This window comes from Alicyclobacillus suci (genome assembly GCF_017329615.1).
In the GTDB taxonomy this organism is placed as follows: domain Bacteria; phylum Bacillota; class Bacilli; order Alicyclobacillales; family Alicyclobacillaceae; genus Alicyclobacillus; species Alicyclobacillus suci.
Map to the genome: position 1 here is coordinate 87,069 of NZ_JAFMTW010000007.1, position 16,145 is coordinate 103,213.

Annotated in this window: 16 protein-coding genes; 6 read left to right on the forward strand and 10 right to left on the reverse strand. The window is 52.3% G+C overall.

Annotated features, from left to right (window positions below; translation table 11 throughout):
* The first annotated feature begins 33 nt into the window (after nt 1-33).
* Nucleotides 34-1,032, forward strand: coding sequence for a COX15/CtaA family protein (locus J3482_RS05655; RefSeq protein ID WP_146823107.1), 999 nt, complete (start codon nt 34-36; stop codon nt 1,030-1,032).
* Between the two features lie 205 nt (nt 1,033-1,237).
* Entirely contained in the window at nt 1,238-2,539 is a 1,302-nt protein-coding gene (locus J3482_RS05660) for a D-alanyl-D-alanine carboxypeptidase family protein (RefSeq protein WP_223204147.1), read from the forward strand.
* A 75-nt stretch (nt 2,540-2,614) separates the two neighbouring features.
* Here the strand turns inward: J3482_RS05660 and J3482_RS05665 are convergent, their stop codons facing one another.
* Genes J3482_RS05665 through J3482_RS05675 form a run of 3 tightly spaced genes read right to left on the reverse strand, consistent with a single transcriptional unit; the run spans nt 2,615 to nt 5,288 of the window.
* Nucleotides 2,615-3,277: a potassium channel family protein gene (locus J3482_RS05665; protein WP_146823106.1), complete on the reverse strand. Its 663-nt coding sequence runs from the start codon at nt 3,275-3,277 to the stop codon at nt 2,615-2,617.
* A 19-nt stretch (nt 3,278-3,296) separates the two neighbouring features.
* A complete protein-coding gene (locus J3482_RS05670) occupies nt 3,297-4,610 on the reverse strand; it encodes a TrkH family potassium uptake protein (RefSeq protein WP_146823105.1) in 1,314 nt (437 codons plus the stop codon).
* A 24-nt stretch (nt 4,611-4,634) separates the two neighbouring features.
* On the reverse strand, nt 4,635-5,288 hold the full coding sequence (locus J3482_RS05675; RefSeq protein ID WP_223204146.1) for an O-methyltransferase: 654 nt from the start codon (nt 5,286-5,288) through the stop codon (nt 4,635-4,637).
* A 297-nt stretch (nt 5,289-5,585) separates the two neighbouring features.
* On the opposite strand from J3482_RS05675, the gene J3482_RS05680 reads away from it, so the two are divergent.
* Both J3482_RS05680 and J3482_RS05685 read left to right on the forward strand, forming a co-directional pair.
* Complete coding sequence (locus tag J3482_RS05680; protein ID WP_206922168.1) at nt 5,586-6,632, forward strand: phosphodiester glycosidase family protein; 1,047 nt, start codon at nt 5,586-5,588, stop codon at nt 6,630-6,632.
* Nucleotides 6,632-7,531, forward strand: a complete 900-nt coding sequence (locus tag J3482_RS05685; protein ID WP_146823099.1) for a hypothetical protein — start codon at nt 6,632-6,634, stop codon at nt 7,529-7,531. Before J3482_RS05680 ends, J3482_RS05685 begins: the two co-directional genes overlap by 1 nt.
* Before the next feature lie 117 nt (nt 7,532-7,648).
* On the opposite strand, the gene J3482_RS05690 is transcribed toward J3482_RS05685, so the two are convergent.
* From J3482_RS05690 to J3482_RS05715, 6 genes are all read right to left on the reverse strand, one after another.
* On the reverse strand, nt 7,649-8,566 hold the full coding sequence (locus tag J3482_RS05690) for an aldo/keto reductase (protein WP_206922169.1): 918 nt from the start codon (nt 8,564-8,566) through the stop codon (nt 7,649-7,651).
* A gap of 92 nt (nt 8,567-8,658) precedes the next feature.
* On the reverse strand, nt 8,659-9,630 hold the full coding sequence (locus J3482_RS05695) for a L,D-transpeptidase (protein WP_188332251.1): 972 nt from the start codon (nt 9,628-9,630) through the stop codon (nt 8,659-8,661).
* A 207-nt stretch (nt 9,631-9,837) separates the two neighbouring features.
* Nucleotides 9,838-10,380 (reverse strand): NAD-dependent epimerase/dehydratase family protein, encoded by a 543-nt coding sequence (locus J3482_RS05700; RefSeq protein ID WP_206922170.1) that lies wholly within the window; start codon nt 10,378-10,380, stop codon nt 9,838-9,840.
* A 45-nt stretch (nt 10,381-10,425) separates the two neighbouring features.
* Nucleotides 10,426-11,595 carry an iron-containing alcohol dehydrogenase gene (locus J3482_RS05705; protein WP_206922171.1) on the reverse strand — a complete coding sequence of 390 codons (1,170 nt, stop codon included), beginning with the start codon at nt 11,593-11,595 and terminating at the stop codon, nt 10,426-10,428.
* A 31-nt stretch (nt 11,596-11,626) separates the two neighbouring features.
* Nucleotides 11,627-12,391: a glucose 1-dehydrogenase gene (locus tag J3482_RS05710; protein WP_206922172.1), complete on the reverse strand. Its 765-nt coding sequence runs from the start codon at nt 12,389-12,391 to the stop codon at nt 11,627-11,629.
* A gap of 60 nt (nt 12,392-12,451) precedes the next feature.
* Nucleotides 12,452-12,910 carry a DUF420 domain-containing protein gene (locus tag J3482_RS05715; protein ID WP_146823087.1) on the reverse strand — a complete coding sequence of 153 codons (459 nt, stop codon included), beginning with the start codon at nt 12,908-12,910 and terminating at the stop codon, nt 12,452-12,454.
* Nucleotides 12,911-13,157: 247 nt separating this feature from the next.
* On the opposite strand from J3482_RS05715, the gene J3482_RS05720 reads away from it, so the two are divergent.
* Together J3482_RS05720 and J3482_RS05725 are read left to right on the forward strand one after the other, a co-directional pair.
* On the forward strand, nt 13,158-14,135 hold the full coding sequence (locus J3482_RS05720; RefSeq protein ID WP_206922173.1) for a GGDEF domain-containing protein: 978 nt from the start codon (nt 13,158-13,160) through the stop codon (nt 14,133-14,135).
* A 225-nt stretch (nt 14,136-14,360) separates the two neighbouring features.
* Entirely contained in the window at nt 14,361-14,654 is a 294-nt protein-coding gene (locus tag J3482_RS05725) for a hypothetical protein (protein ID WP_146823083.1), read from the forward strand.
* Nucleotides 14,655-14,675: 21 nt separating this feature from the next.
* Here the strand turns inward: J3482_RS05725 and J3482_RS05730 are convergent, their stop codons facing one another.
* Nucleotides 14,676-15,857, reverse strand: coding sequence for a cytochrome P450 (locus J3482_RS05730; RefSeq protein ID WP_206919009.1), 1,182 nt, complete (start codon nt 15,855-15,857; stop codon nt 14,676-14,678).
* Nucleotides 15,858-16,145: the final 288 nt, after the last annotated feature.

Consider the following 16,145-nt stretch of genomic DNA (forward strand, 5'->3'; position numbering starts at 1 on the left):
TTTGGGATTGCCGAGGAATGGAGATGTGCTGGTATGCCGAGGAGCCGTGGATGGGGCATTGTCGTATTTGTCTTGGGCATCCTCTCGACGATACAGACTGTCATCGTCAACACGATTGGGTTCGCAGATGCAGACACGAATTCTGCTTTTGCTTGCGGTCACCAATGGTTGACTTGTAACGGGCAGATTATTCCGAGCCTCGTAAGTTGGCAAACGCTTATCGAGTACTCGCATCGCATCAACGTACCGATTTTGACGGCACTCCTTTTGGTTACTGCCATTATGGGGAGTTGGCGCTACCGCAAGTGGCCAGAAATCCCGATTCTCTCGGCCATCAGCATTTTCTTCGTTCTGCTTGAGGCGTTTCTTGGAGCCATCGCAGTGGTTTGGAGTGAACCACCGGCGGTCATCGCGACGCACTTCGGCGTATCGCTGTTGGCGTTCAGCAGTATCTTGTTGCTGACCATTAACATCGCTCGCATCGAAGCCGTCCGCGAGGCCTCACTAAAGAGTGGCAGGCCGCTGCCGATTCGCAACCCACTGCCCAAACGCAGTTACCGTTGGTGGGCTTGGCTGTCGGGTCCCTACATTTATATTGCGATGTATGTGGGCGCCTACATTTCGAGTTCTAGTACTGGGGGCTTGTTCCGAGGCATTCCTGTCCCGGATGAGTCGCCAGCTGCCCCGCACCATGCGTTGCTGTTGGATTGGCTCCATCGTTCGCTCGCCGGGGTTCTAGTCGTGTGGGTGATTGTCCTGTTCGTGCAGGCGGTAGAAATGCGGCATGAGCGGCGAGATTTGCTGTTTGCCAGCAGTTTTGCCCTAGGTTTTACCGTCTTGCAGGCGTTCAGTGGATTATTGCTGGTTGCGACACATGTGTCGCTGCCAGCCTTCCTCATTCACGTCTCAGTGGTGACTGGCTTGTTTGGATCCCTGTGTTTCCTTGCGATGCAGACATTACCACCGGCCAAAGGCAAACCAGTTGAGGAAGAATCGGCGTTTGTCGGCGCGGGTACGGGCAGCCGCGCTTAACGAATAAAGAGGAATTCACATAAACAAGAGCGGCGCTTCTGCCACATCGTTTCGGTGTGGAGGAAGCGCCTTTCTGTGCATTTTTGGGGTATTTTAGTATCCTTAAATTTCTATTTAAGTTCTTGCTCTAGCCAACGGATATGGGAAACCATTATGATGAAAAAGTACATTTTTCGACGCGATTCGATTGGGGGGCTGGACATCTGTGGGGTTTGTCGCATGGGCCTTTAGTCGGCACTGGGGCCGTAGGTTTTTGACATTTATCATGGCAAGTCTGATAAGTTCCGTAGCCCTCTTTGCAATCCCTGGCGTTGCACGAGCGGATGCGTTAGATGTGGTCCTCAATGAGTCCGTGCGTGACGGTATTCCTTATGTGAATGGGGAAGATAGCGCGAAATGGCCAAGCATTGTGTCAAATGCAGCGGTCGTTATGGACATGGACACGGGGACTGTGGTGTATGCGAAAAATCCGCTGGTTTCGCATTATCCCGCAAGTATTACGAAAATCATGACGGCTTTGTTGGCATTAAAATACGGAAAATTGAGCGATGAATTGACCGCGAGCAAGGATGCAGTGAGTCAGCCTCCCGATAAGTTGTATATGGTCCCTGGCGAGAAACACTCACTTCAATCCCTGTTGTATGGGATGCTTCTAGATTCGGCGAACGATGTTGCTGTCGAAATCGCTGAGCACTACGGTGGGACTGTTAAGAATTTTGCTGCGATGATGAATCAAGAGGCGAAGTTGTTGGGTGCGACGCATACCCATTTTGATAATCCGAATGGATTGCCGGATAAGAAGCATCAAACCACGGCTTATGATATGGCGGTAATTGCCCGCGCGGCGATGCAGTATCCGGAATTTCGTAAAATTGTTCAGACAAAATACTATGACTGGCAGGGCGATAAGTGGCACGCAAAGCTCATGAATCTCAACACGATGCTGTTTAATTATCCCGGTTGTATCGGATTGAAAACAGGGTTCACAAGTGTGGCGCATGAGACTTTGGTTGTCGCGGCGAAACGTGGAGATACGACATTCCTTGCTGTTTTGATGGACAATCCGACAGAGTCGTCCATTCGGCAGGATGCGACCTCGCTACTGAATTACGCGTTTCGTCACTATCAAACACAGACGATTGAACAAAAGGGTCAAGTGGTTGGCCAAGTGCTTCGTGGTCATGGGCAGCCGGTACCCGCTGTGGTCAAGCAGGCAGTCATGGCGACGGTGCCCAAAGGACAGGCTTTGCAGGCGCAATCGGTTATCCGCTATGCGCTGCCAGCACGCGCGGTGGCCAAGGGGGATGAGGTCGGCACGATGGATTTGCGCGATACAGACGGGCGCCTTCTCACATCGGTCCCACTGGATGCTGGAGCAAATGTGCCCAAGTCTGGGCAGGCAGCGGTGACGTTGGCCCGTACGTTGCTTCCATTGATGTTCGTATGCGCGCTAGCGCTCCTCGGCATTGCACGACTCGTTCGACGGTGGCGTCCACCACGCATGTGATAGGGGGGCTAGGTGCCCCCTATGTTCGCTTGGCGCGGCGTGTTTTACTTGGTGTGGAGCCCAGTCTTAGGAGGGTTATTCAGTGAGGCGCACCACGCGTGTGAGCGACTCGTGACGCCCAACGAGCACTAGGATATCCCCTTCGTAAATGGTATCATTTGCGGACACAGGAAAGATGGTATTTTTGCTACGGACAATCATCACGACTTGGACGCCAAAACGTCGCGTCAAGTTTAATTTGGCGAGCGTTTTGTCGACGAGTTCGCCCTTCGCTGTGATCTCCATCATGAAGACTTCCTCATACAGCTCAATCATGTCGAGAATGGCTGATCTCGTCAGCAAGCGGGCCAACCGGGCACCAGACTCCCGTTCTGGAAAGACCACGCGGTCGGCGCCAAGTCTTTCGAGAATTTTACCGTGCGTCGGGTGAAGTGCCTTGGCGACTACGTACAGGCCCAAGTCTTTGCAATTCATGGTGGCGTGGTTGGAACTTGTCTCATCGTTGCCGATAGCGACAATGACCGCGTCTGCTTCTTTCACGCCGGCTTCGCGAAGAAATTGAATATCTTCTGCGTTGCCGACCGCGGTCTCACAGCGATCAGCAAACGCTTCAAGGCAGCTTGGGTTGCGGTCGATGAGTAACACTTCGTGCCCATGCCGCAGTAACTCGATGGCGGCACCGGTACCAAATCGTCCAACGCCGATGATGCAAAATGTCATTTTACGATTCCGAGGCAAAATTGACCGTCTCCTTTAATTAACCAATGAATATTCGCTCTTGGACATACTGAACCCGCGATTGCGACTTATGCACCAAACTGACGAGAAACGTAAAAATGCCGATGCGACCAATGTACATTGTCAAAATGAGCACCCATTTCATTTCTGGGCGGACAAGTCCGGTGATGCCCGTTGTTAGACCTACCGTACCATAGGCCGATACTTCTTCGAAGATAATTTTAATGATGGGGATGTTCGGTTCAAACACCGCATCAATCAGTGTGCAGACCAGCACGACCGCACTGCTTAACAACGTAATGAGCAGAGCCCGCTGTGATAGGTCCCAAGGAATTTGGCGGTGACCTGACACAATCTGTGTCCGCCCGCGAATGCTTGCCATGACGGTCTTGATGATTAAAAAGAACGATGTCGTTTTGATGCCGCCACCTGTTGAACCGGGCGACGCCCCAATAAACATCAACAAAATCAAAATGAGCCAAGTGACTTCTTGCATGTTGCTGATGGGAATGGAGTCGAATCCGGCAGTTCTTGCAATCGCGGACGTGAAGAACGCGTTGAGCAACTTGTATCCGGGACTTAGCCCTTTCATCGACGCATTCCACTCAAACGCCACAATCAAAAGTGTGCCGATGACTAGTAACAGTCCACTCATCCCAAGGACGATGCGCGCGTGTAAGGACAATCGCCGTTGTCGTGGATACCGAGCGAGTTCCACAAGGACGACAAATCCGAGCCCGCCGGTGATGACCAGAGCGGCTGTCAAGAGCAACATGAACGGGTCGCGCGTGAAACTTTCCATACTATTGCCCCAGATATCAAATCCAGCGTTGTTAAACGCCGAGATACTATGGAAAGAGGCGACGCCGAGTGCTTTGGCCCAGGTGTAGCTATATCGTAGATGTAAGTAGAGCGTAAATAAGACAATGCCAGCGCTCTCAATACTGAAACTAAAAAACACGACCCTGCGAAATAGACGCACAATGCCTACTGTAGGCGTATTTCGTTCCTCCGCGAGCACCCGACGTTCTTCTAAACTGATTTTTCGGCCAATCAGCAAATAGAAACTCGTCGAGAGAAAGGTCACACCGATGCCGCCAATTTGTACTAAGGCGACGATAATGACATCTCCCACCGGTGTAAACGTGTGTAGGGTGTTGACACTGGACAAGCCGGTCACGAACAAGGCACTAGCCGACGTGAATACAGCGTCGACAACCGACAAAGGCGTTTTTCTGCTAAACGGAAGCAACAGTAAAAAGGCGCCTAATAAACAGATGGCCACATAGCCCAAGGCAATTCTTTGTGAAGGGCTGATACGCCATTTCCCCAACCACGGTCACTCCTAGTGTCTAGATTATTTTTGCGTCCGATATTTTCGACTTGTTCGCACGCGGGCAACGGCAAAACCATCGTGAACCGGCAGAATGGTTGCTTCGAGTTCTGGATGGGACAAAAGCGTCTGGTTAAACGCACGCACGGCGACCGGTGAAGGGCTTTGGTTTGATTCATCTAGCACTCTGTCGCGCAGTAGCACATTGTCAGCGACGATAAGCGTGCCAGGGACGGACATCGCCAGCGCAAACGCCAGATATTCTGGGTAATTTGGCTTGTCGGCATCAATGAACACGAAATCAAACTGACGCCTACTCTGTTTTAGTTCTTTTAGGGATGTCAAAGCATCGCCAAGCACAATGTCGATGTTGTCTGTCAGTCCAGCCGCTTGGATGTTTGATTTTGCAATCAGCGCGTGTTCCTCGCGCGCTTCGAGTGTCGTTACGCGGCCTTTAGATGTGAAGCCGCGGGCCAGGCAGATGGCACTGTATCCACCGTATGTACCAATTTCTAAAATTTCTTTCGCACCGCTTGTTGCGACAAGAATAGTGAGCAGCTTGCCCAAATCTGGTTTGACCGACATCGGAGGAAGACCCGCTTGAGCAATCGATTGAACAGTGGAACATAGAATCGGATCAGCGGGGAGCAGTCGTTCCACATACTCGGTTCGATTCATCATATATACACCTCGGTTCACCGGCCATTTCATGCTCATATGTTAACACGCTTGTTCGACGACGTGTGGGTTTTGCATTTTTTCATGAAATTTTCCAATCCTATGGCGAGGATGTGGAGTATTGAACAACATTTTTTGTTTTATCGATTTTTGGAGTTGCCTGACGACTTTTGTCGATTAGAATGATATAGGAACCTAATTGTACAATGGTCAAAGTATACCCGATTTGGCTCTGGCAAAATCGAACGAAGCAAAAGTAATGAAGCAAAATTGAATCAAGTAGGTGTGCCCTGATATATGAATCGTGGAAAACACAGCAAGAAGAGAGAGGGAGAGAAACAGCAGAAGCAAAAACCAAAGCGCGGGCGGCCCGTTCTGCGATGGATTGGCTATATTCTGTTTGGTGCCGTGTATCTATATGTTTCAACTGCCCTTTGGATTTTTCAGGGGCCGTTTCCGGCGTTAAAAGGATACCTCATCGACAGTTTGGATGCTACGCGACATGGTTATTTGCTGCGTCCGCTCTCTTTGTATACGCTACCAGAATCTGTCATACAACAAAACGCACTGTCCAATCAGCTTGTGTCAACGACGAAAAATCCAAACGACATCGTTCGGAAGAACTATGACAACCACAATGGATCTATTCAGGTCATCACGGATAAGGAAAGTCTTTTTACGGCCTATATCATGCTGGTCAAAGACCCGAAGCGCATTCGCGTCCAGACGACGAAGTACTTGCATCAACACGGACAAACTGTCTCCGACATGGTCAAGGAGTCGGGGGCAGTCGCTGGTATTAACGGCGGGGGATTCGTCGACACCAACCAGCAGGGAACAGGTGCCTATCCTCAGGGCATTACAATTCACGATGGCCAATTGGTCAGTATCACTGGGTCAACCACGCGTCCACAGCCTGTGATTGCGTTTACCGCAGGTGGCCAAATGATTGCAGGTGCGTACTCGCTTCCGCAACTGCGCAGTTTGAATGTGAAAGAAGCAGTAGGTTTTGGACCTGTGCTCGTTCAGGATGGAAAGGCGGTCCCTACAGAGGGATCGGAGGGAAGAAATCCGCGGACGGCTATTGGCCAAGCTGCCGATGGGACCGTGATTATGATTGTCACAAATGGGCGTGAAATCAATCAGCCGGGTGCGACGTATGACGATATCAAGGCACTTATGCTCAAGTATCACGCAACAATCGCTGCGAATTTAGATGGGGGATCTTCGACGACCATGGTCTACAACGGCAAGCTGGTCAATACGCCGTGGGATGTGCTTGGCGAGCGCGAAGTGTCGACCTCCATCGTCGTGATGCCAGAATCCGATCAGGGAGGTCAATGATGGCGCGCAAGATTGCGATTAAGCTGCTGTGTTTCGTCGCTGTCGTCACGCTGGGACAGTTGGCAGTATTTTATCATTATAACCATCTGTTTCGCGCGGCAGATCAGAGTGTGCAGTCGATTCTCAGCAATCATACAAAGCCTGAATCCTTGTCCCAGACAGAAGAGAAAGAAGTGGCGAAACTAAGGTCGCAGTACAAATTTGTCACGGTGTCACCAGATGACCAATATGCCACATATATCGACAAGAAAAACATCTTGCACTTGTATGATTTGCAACAAAAGCGCGATATCAGCGCGGCAGAGAATCCATACACTGTGCAATACGTCTCCTGGATTTCTGATGAAAGCGTGTTTGTTGGAGAACAGGTGCACCCTGGAAACCTGGAGTTGAAAACCGTCAACGTCGACGACGGCACGCAAGTGATTGTCGAGGATTTTGCGGAGCTTTCACCAGATGCCGCATTTGCCAAAATCGCATTTAGTCACTATACGAACGACGTCTACATTTTAATCAATACCAGCACGAGCAGCACCATTTATCATATTGATACGATGAAACATGTCGACGAGGTGCCTATCGGCGGGCGCTACATTAAAAATATCGCTGTGTCCGATACGGAAAATCGACTGTATTTTGAGGACAGACTGAACGGGTCGTACAATGTTTTGTACTTTGACAACAATTATGTGGCACATCGCGTGCAACTTAATGCGGCGCTCATTTCGGTGGTGGGCAACACCGTTTATTATGGTGATGTCAACAAGGACGGCTATGTCACATCAGTTTACAGTGAAGATCCGGATGGTACGTCCCATCTTATCAAGACGTTGGCGACACCGACGCCGGCATCTAAATTGGACGTGACCGACGATGGGCAAGTGCGCGTAGACGACTAGGTGAAATTGCATCTTGCCTGCGAGGCCGTATTGCGCTAGCGGCTTGAGGGAAATCCAGCTGTGCGTCCTCGGCCGACACGCACCTTTTGCGCAGTGTCGGCTTGGGCAGGCGTGATTCTAGGCATTTGGACGATGTTCTGTATATACGTTTTGACGAATGGATTGTCGCAATCGATTCATTTCTTCCGGCGTCAGTGCCGCTACATTCGCGGCGCCGATGTTCTCGGAGATCTGTGACATTTTGCTGGCACCTGGAATGACCGATGCCACGACATCTGCGTGGAGGGCGTAGCGCAGACTTGTCTGCCCGGCCGTTCGCGCAGGTGTGACGAGTTCCGACAGCACCTTTTGTGCCACTGAGATTTCTTCAGCTGTCCGGTCGACATAGGTTTCCCCGTCGGTTAACCGTTTTTCCAGATTTGATAGCAGTCCGCGTGCGACTGGACCGCGTGCGATGACTGAAACCCCGTGTTCCGCTAACTTGGGAAACCACTCTTCCGGTCGCCTATCCAGGAGACTGTATTGCATCATTATGCTATCCATGTTCGATCCGCCCAGATACCGCAATATCACATTTGGCCGGATGGACGATATGCCGTACGCACGAATTTTCCCCGCTTCTTTTAATCGTTCCATCGTCTCGACGATGTCTTCAAAAGGATCTTGCATGGTGCCGCCGTGCAATTGGTATAAATCGATGTAGTCCGTCCGCAGGCGGCGCAGACTTCTGTCGATTGCTTCGCGAATGTATTTGGGTGAAGGATCCCAGGTCCAGCCAGGCGTCCCAGGTTCGAAACGGTTGCCGACTTTGGTTGCGATGACGACTTCATGGCGTCGATTCGCAAATGCCGCACCGACGATTTCTTCGTTTCTTCCCTGGTCATATAAATCTGCTGTATCGAAAAAGCGCACGCCGTGATCAAACGCGAAATGGAGCAGATTGGTGGCAAGTGCCTCGTCCGTTCCAATCGACATACAGCCAAAGCCGATTTCACTCACCTGGATGTCGCTTCGGCCCAACTTTCGAAATTGCATACGAATCTCCCCTCCGTCACGACCTTAGCACGATTGTAGCGCAGACGGAAGGTTGAACCAACTAGACAGCGGACCGCAAAGAAACGGGTCGCTTAGGAGGAGCGAACTGAGACGAGCGTTCCGAGCGTGACTGTGTTGTATACCGTTTCGGCCGTCGCAATGGGAATTTCGACGCAACCCATGCTTTGTGGTGAGCCATAGCTCGGGCGCGAGAAACCATGTACCGCTTCGCCCTGGTAAAAGTAGTTTACATAGGGGACGCCGGGATCGTCATACGTTGTGCCCCACGGCGTCGTCCCTTTCATCTCTTGCGATTGGTATCGCAAATAAATAGGCCATGTGCCTAAAGTGGTCGGTGACGAGGCGATACCTGTATTCGCGGCGGTTTGGAGGACGACAGTTCCGTTTTTCCACAGTTTGAGCACCTCCGTTGGATGCTCGGTGACGGTGATAAACAAATAGGGGGCGGTGCTTACCTGCTGAGCTTTTAGCGCCTGACTGAGTGCCTTCCATGTTTGGGGACCAGCGACACCGTCTGCCGCTAAGTTGTGATCTGCCTGAAACCGCATCAAAGCCCCCTCCGTCATGACGTTGTCTGTGTGTGGCTTCCATAGGGAACTGAGTTGGCTAGCTGTTCCTTTATCTTTCCATGCGTAGCTACCAGGCAGTGGCGCCTGCACTTTGCCAAGTGCCTGCATGGCCGCAGGTAGTGTCATTTGATGTGCCGGGGTAAACCTGACAGGCATATAGCCGAGTACGCTGAGCGCTTCGTTCAAGTAACTGGCCATCGGCGTGTTGGCGCCAAGTTTGATCAGTGGCGGTGTGGGCGGTGTGTTTTTTTTCGGAGCCGTTTTCGATCCGCCTTGGATCTTGCTAGACGAGTCCGTGGCTGATTTGCTGGATGTCGCACCGGTCGTCGTGGGTGTCGTTTCTTCGGCGACGACGGTTGCATGGGTGATAAGGGTCGTGGTGGTTGATGGATTGGTCGCGCAGCCAGAGAGCGCGAGTATTGCGCCCGTACAGACCAGTACTGCGCCAGCGCGCAAGAAATTTACGATTTTCAACTGTGCACCTTCTTTGCTAGCCTCAAGGTCATGCCATACAACGTATTCCAGCGTAGAAGGCGATATGCTGGGCATTTGCTAGAAATAGCAAAAAGGTACAGGTTGGTGGTAGCGCCGTGGAAGTGGCGGCGAGTGTGGTCGCGGCAGTGGGTGTGTGGGCCGGCGGGATCAGGGGAGAACGGGAAGAAGGTAGGATTTCTGCTCTATTTATTGAAAAGCCATCGTTCCCGCCTCAGCGCTTGTTTGGCGCGTGTGGACGATGAGGTGGTATATGTCAGCTGTGTGAATTTCTTCACCACTGCTGATGTTGAGGATTTCGTCATCGGCCGCCGTGAGCGCCAGCACGTTGGCTTCTGCGACGTCTTTCACGTAGACGTAGTCGCGCGTCGTGCCGCGATAGAAGTGCAGATACTTTTCACCTACGTATTTGTGAATAGCGTAGGGCGAAATCATCACTGGGTTGACCGACTCATCGGTGGGCATCACCGGTGCGTCACCGGCGAGTGCACCGCCTGACGAGATGAAAATAAACTTCTTCACGTCGTAATGACGGCAGCATTTCAGCAAATTGAGCAACTCCGTGACGTTGAGGTCCGCGTCCAGTCGCGGATCTTCCACGGATTTCGGCACCGATTTTTGGGCCGCGTGGTGGTTCACCACGTCCGGTTTCTCCAGGGCGAAGACTTGGGGTAATGAGGCGGGGCGGATATCCATGAAGTAAAACTTCGCCTGCGGATGAATCCGCTCCACCAGTCACGAGAATTTTCACACGAGCAATTCCTTTTTCAATTCGGGTCAAATGGCGTTTACGGCGAACGTTTCGTCGAGAATTGCGCGGTATCCGGCGGCGTCAATCTCGCGTACGTTGCTCGGCGTCGAGTTATTCGCGACGGCCAACTCGACCATTTTGTCGCTGTCGTCCCGGGAAACGCGAGGGAGGGAAGACAGCGGCGGGATGTCGAGTTCGTGCAACCACGCCTGCATGCCTGACAACAGCTTGTCGATGGCCTGGGTGGGTGTATCGTCGTCGGTTGCAAAACCGGTCAAGCGGGCGACCTCCGCATGCAAGTCGATGTGCGCTTGCGCGTTGTAGCGAAGCACCGGCAATAGGAACACTGCGTTCGCAAGTCCGTGCGGGGTGTCATAGAGTCCGCCGAGTGCTTCGGCGAGGCAGTGAACCGCGGCGACGTCGGCGGATCCAAAGCATAGCCCCGCCAGCAGGCTGCCGAGCAGCATGTCTCGTCTCGCATCGATATCGGCAGGATTTCGGTAGGCCGTGGGTAAAGCACGGACAATGAGTCCCATCGCACGCGCGCCAAACGCCTGGGAAATCGGTTGCGTCTTCTTGCACGTATATCCCTCAATCGCATGCACCAAGGCATCGACGCCTGTGGCTGCGGTGACGTGCGGGGGGACTGTCGTGGTCAGGGCGGGATCGAGAATGGCTAAGTTTGGACGCAACCATTCGTGTTTGAGCGTCACCTTGCGGTGTGTGGCGTCTTCTGTGATGACGGCGCTGCGTGTCACTTCTGATCCGGTACCGGCCGTCGTTGGCACACAAGCGATGGGAGCTGTTTCGCCATATGCCCGCTCCCCGTCTGCGTACGCACTGGGGGTGCCACCGTGGCGAGCGATGAGTGCGATAGTTTTCGCCGTGTCCATTGCGCTGCCGCCGCCGACGGCGAGGACGCCGTCACACCAACGTGATTGAAATTGCTCTGCGCCAGCCAGACAGTCGGTATCGCGCGGATTCGGTTGTACCTGGTGGAAAAGTGTGATGGCGTAGCCATGCAGGTTGAGGTGATGGATGACTTGCTTTGCAATACCGGCTTCCATCAAGCCCGGGTCGGTGACCACCATCAATTTGCGGCCGAAGCCTGCTGCCTGTAATTGTTCAGGCAGCCGTTCGATGGCACCGACGCCGAAATCAATTTGTGTGCCACACATATATTGAAAGGATGTCATGCCGTGTACTCCTTTCGAACTGTCTGTGGGTTCAATCTGGCTCATAAATCATCTTTTTTGTCATACCGCCGTCCACGACGAAGTTCTGGCCAGTGATAAAGGAGGATTCATTGGATGCGAGAAACAGACATAGGCTCGCAATGTCGTTGGGAACCCCGACCCGTCCCACTGGGTGTTGTGCCTTGTCTACTTCGCGGTGGTGCGGCGATGTCCTGTTTTTTGACTTTTTCCAGTCACTGACTTCAATCCAGCCTGGGGAGATGCAGTTGACGCGGATGTCCGGGCCGAGGCTAATGGATAACGCGTGTGTCAGGGCGACAATGCCGCCTTTTGACGCGGAATAGGGTTCCGTATTTGGCTCGGACATCAGTGCCCGTGTGGATGCCATGTTGATGATGACCCCTGGTGCGTTTTTGCGCAGCAATGGCGCACTGTACTTCGCCATCAGGAAAGGCCCCCGTAAATTGACGGCGATGACTCGGTCAAATACGTCGACAGGGAGCTCTTCGATGGGGCCGCCACTAAAAACGCCTGCGTTATTGACGACGACGTCGAGTCGGCCTTCCGTCTCGGAGATACTGGCGATGAGGGATTTGACTTGGCCTTCATCGCTGACATCGGTGCGTACAAATCGGCCGAGGTAGCTTTGCGCCTGGAAAAATGACATGGCCTCGCGGCCAGCTTCTTCGTCCACATCTGCGATGACGACATGCCATCCAGTGCGTGCGAACGCTTGGCTGACGCCCAAACCAATGCCTTGGGCGCCGCCGGTGACAACGACGACATGTGTTGACATGATGTTTTCACCTCGTTTGGAGATGGGCTTTACCGCCCATTCCGAAATTTGTACCGGCCCTTAATGCCCTAGATAGGAATGCATCAGGTTCGCAGTTTCGCCAGGTGTGAAAAACACATACAAAAGTAGGAAGACGACCAACCCAGTCGCCGCGGTGATAAACCAGATAATAACGGTCCAAGGGCCAATCTTTCTGTGCCTAGAAAACCGTCCGCGCGCCGCGAAGATGAGCGTAATGACACCGAGAATCGCTGCCACTGTCGCTAATACAGAGTGTGTCTGCAAGAATACGTAATAGAATGTTTTCAGCGATTTGGGGCCACCAAATTCCGTATCCCCGATGAGAAATGTCTTTGCAGCGTATAGAATGAAAAACAACGCGGCGAACACGACGCCGGTTAACATCCAGCGGCGATGGATACGAACGCGGTGTTTTCGAATATACACCCAACCAATCGCGAAACAAATTGCACTAATAATAATGCACGCTTCATTTAAATAAGAAACGAAGATATCCAAGCGAGCACCGCCCTCTCATGTTCACTAGCAGAAATTTTATCAGATGTAGTTGGACAAAACACGGATTGTAAGCCGGAATCCACTGGCTATTATCCGTTGTTTCTAATTTGTTCACGGTTTATTCCCTTGTTATCATCGTGAATCTGCAAATTCTCGAAAATTTACTGTGAGATTATACTGATATTTACTATCTTACGTAATTGTGTATAGTAGAAATGAATAAGCTGGAGGAGGGCTCCATGCCGCCATGCAACGACTAGCTGTTTTTATTCGAGAATCACAGACGTGGTCGCAAGCACATCGCGGCACCGACCTTCTTCGACGGGTTGCGGACGCATTGCGTCAACATCTTGACATTGATGCGGGGATGTTTGTGTATCGCAGGCGATTTGTCCCGAATCATTTCGGTCAATTGGACACACGTGTTCGGGTTTATCACGCATGGGGACTATGTGCGTCGCTTGAACATTTAGACAGTTTATTGCCGCAGAGTCCCTGGTACCTTGGGAGTTCGTCGTTTTTCTGCAGTCAGGCGTGGGCGCCGCTCTCCACTTTGCCTTCACCATGGCAGCATCTTTTTGAACAATCGGATATTTCTTATGTCGGTGCATGGCCGCTCTTAGACGCCTATAGTCGGACGATTTGTGCCATGGTATTGGGGAGTCGGTCGTCACGGCCTGCTGATGACGAGGAGCTACTGTCGCTTTGCGCGTCGCAGATTTCGTTGGTGGCGGAGTTGCTCGTGGAGCGTCGGAAGGCGGAGGATGTTAGCCGGCGGGATCCGCTGACAGGAATTTTTAATCGACGTGGGCTACTGCACTTTTTGCCCACCGTGCAACAGGATGCGGCGCGAAGGGGAGCGACGCTGGTTGTTGGGGTTCTCGACGTCAATGCGTTTAAGCAAATTAACGACCAGTACGGCCACGCACGTGGGGACGACGTACTATTAGATGTCGCACAGACCCTTTCGTCGGCCATCGGTGAATCTGGAATTGCTGCCCGCTTCGGTGGGGATGAGTTTGTCTTTGTTTGGTGCGTGCAGGGAAAGACGGCAGAAGAAGTGCGCCAAGAAACCATTCGCCAATTCATGGACAAATCTTATGACGTCTGTGTCGGTTGTGCGGTCTGGAACCCTGACATGGAGTGGCAGATGTGCTTAGATCTCGCCGATTTTCGTTTGTATGTAGGCAAAGGCATACAGGCGGGCGCGCAGGACGGGGAGTAAGTGGTGCAAGGCACCCGGGCGGGGGCGCGGCGTTTGGGAAGCCCGCTCTCGCAGCCCGGGTCGTGAATTTTGGGCAAGTATCGCGCCTGTCATTCATATGTTTTGTTGAGGCATAGGAGTGAATCTTAAATCTATCGCTCCTCGTAGCTGCGAAGGTATGGTTTGCCCAAATCGTGGCCACGCTGTTGCCAAGAGAGGCATTTTGATAGCGGGGAGCGGTGCAAATTGTATAAACTTACCATGAACACAGCACGTTTAGTAGAAGTTGCGAAGGTCGTTCAGGAAATCTGGTATGCCTATGCGGAAGGCTGGTTGCCCCAGTTGACGGGGACGGCTGCCGACGACGAATTATATCAGCAGATTGATGCACGCATGCCACGCGGATGGACAGCATCGATTCAACCCTCCGGCTCCGTTTATGCAACGCGTCCGGTGTTTGCGAAGAAAAAGTCCCTCGGCGTCTTAGTTGTTGAAAAGCGGGCAAGTGGCGAGGAACGGATGTTTGAAATTGCACTGTGAATACCGCCTGAGCCTGTGGCCTCAGACGGTCTCTTCCGCCCGCAGTGTCATGCGGGTGGGCATGGATTGAAATCCATAGACAAGCCCTGTCGGTACAGGTTCACATGCTGCAATGGATGGAATTTCCATATAATCGAACGCCTTCAGTAGGGCATGCAGTGCAATTTTTGCCTCCAACCGCGCCAGCGGTGCGCCAAGGCAGAAGTGAATGCCATGTCCGAAGGCGATATTGCGCGCATCGCGATGTATGCGAAAGGTTTGTGCATCTGGATAGACAGCTTCGTCCCGGTTCGCTGAGCCAATCCAGGCTACGATATGACTTCCTGCTGGAATTGCAATACCAGACAATTCGACATCCGCGGTGGCAGTGCGATACATATGTTGAACAGGTGAACGGAATCGCAGCACCTCTTCGATAAACGGCGAAATTAGGCTCGGGTCTTGTGTCAGTTGAGCCCACAGTTCTGGTTGCTTGTGTAACGTAAACAGGGCGTTTGAGAGCAGATTGGTGGTTGTCTCGTTGCCAGCGACAAGCAACAGGATACAAAAGCCGAGGATGTCTAGCTGGGATAACGACTCCCCATCTACCTTCGCGGTGACAAGTCCGCTGATTAAGTCGTCCTGCGGGTTTTTCACTCGCGCGTGAATCATTGCAGAGAAGTACTCGACCATTTCTCGCTGCGCCTCGTTGAATGTCAGTTCTTCGCCAGCCTCCATTTGTCGCGAGCCGGCGATGATAGCGTCCGACCACACTTTGAAGCGGGAGCGGTCACTGGCAGGGACGCCGAGCAACTCCGCGATGACGATAACCGGCAGCGGCGCGGTGAAAGCATCGACGATATCGACTTCAATCTGCAATCCGCGCCTCGGGAGATCTTGAATCAATTCAGCTGCGATGGTTTCGATGCGCGGCGTTAAATTGTTTATGGCGCGCGGCGTGAACGCTTGTGACACGAGCGCGCGCAGTTGCCGATGCCGCGGCGGGTCAGAACTGATGAGGCTCGCGCTAATCGGGTTGTTGGGGTCGTCTGTAGCGCCGCGCTGGGACGAAAAATGCTCATAATCCGATAGCGCGCGCTTGACGTCCTCATGTCGGAACACATGCCAAACACTGGGTTTTTCTTCCCAAACAGGACGGTTCAACCGCATGTATTGATACCAAGGAAATGGATTGCGCAAATCGTACGTCGGGACAGATGACAAGTTGGCACCCTCCAATATTGTGTTGATGTTTTAATTGTTCCGCACAAGAATAGTTTAAATTCTAACATATTTTTTCGCAGCACGATTCCCGATGAAATTTTGTCGATATTCTGAAGGTGTATTCGTAGGCGTATTTACGCCGACCGGTTACGAAAAAAGTGGCCACCACAGATTCTGTGATGGCCGGAGAAGGGGGTCAAAGAAATGAGGCTGGCAGCAGCCTTGCTTCCTACACCCACTGTACAAGGTGAACGTTGAATTTCGATTGAAAAGTCGGACAGCGATGGC

Bases quoted from the DNA above. Each gene is read 5' to 3' on its own strand.
- J3482_RS05655 (WP_146823107.1), top strand. From the start codon at position 34: ATGCCGAGGAGCCGTGGATGGGGCATTGTCGTATTTGTCTTGGGCATC.
- J3482_RS05675 (WP_223204146.1), bottom strand. From the start codon at position 5,288: ATGAATCGAACCGAGTATGTGGAACGACTGCTCCCCGCTGATCCGATT.
- J3482_RS05705 (WP_206922171.1), bottom strand. From the start codon at position 11,595: ATGACATCCTTTCAATATATGTGTGGCACACAAATTGATTTCGGCGTC.
- J3482_RS05685 (WP_146823099.1), top strand. From the start codon at position 6,632: ATGGCGCGCAAGATTGCGATTAAGCTGCTGTGTTTCGTCGCTGTCGTC.
- J3482_RS05690 (WP_206922169.1), bottom strand. From the start codon at position 8,566: ATGCAATTTCGAAAGTTGGGCCGAAGCGACATCCAGGTGAGTGAAATC.
- J3482_RS05680 (WP_206922168.1), top strand. From the start codon at position 5,586: ATGAATCGTGGAAAACACAGCAAGAAGAGAGAGGGAGAGAAACAGCAG.
- J3482_RS05710 (WP_206922172.1), bottom strand. From the start codon at position 12,391: ATGTCAACACATGTCGTCGTTGTCACCGGCGGCGCCCAAGGCATTGGT.
- J3482_RS05720 (WP_206922173.1), top strand. From the start codon at position 13,158: ATGCAACGACTAGCTGTTTTTATTCGAGAATCACAGACGTGGTCGCAA.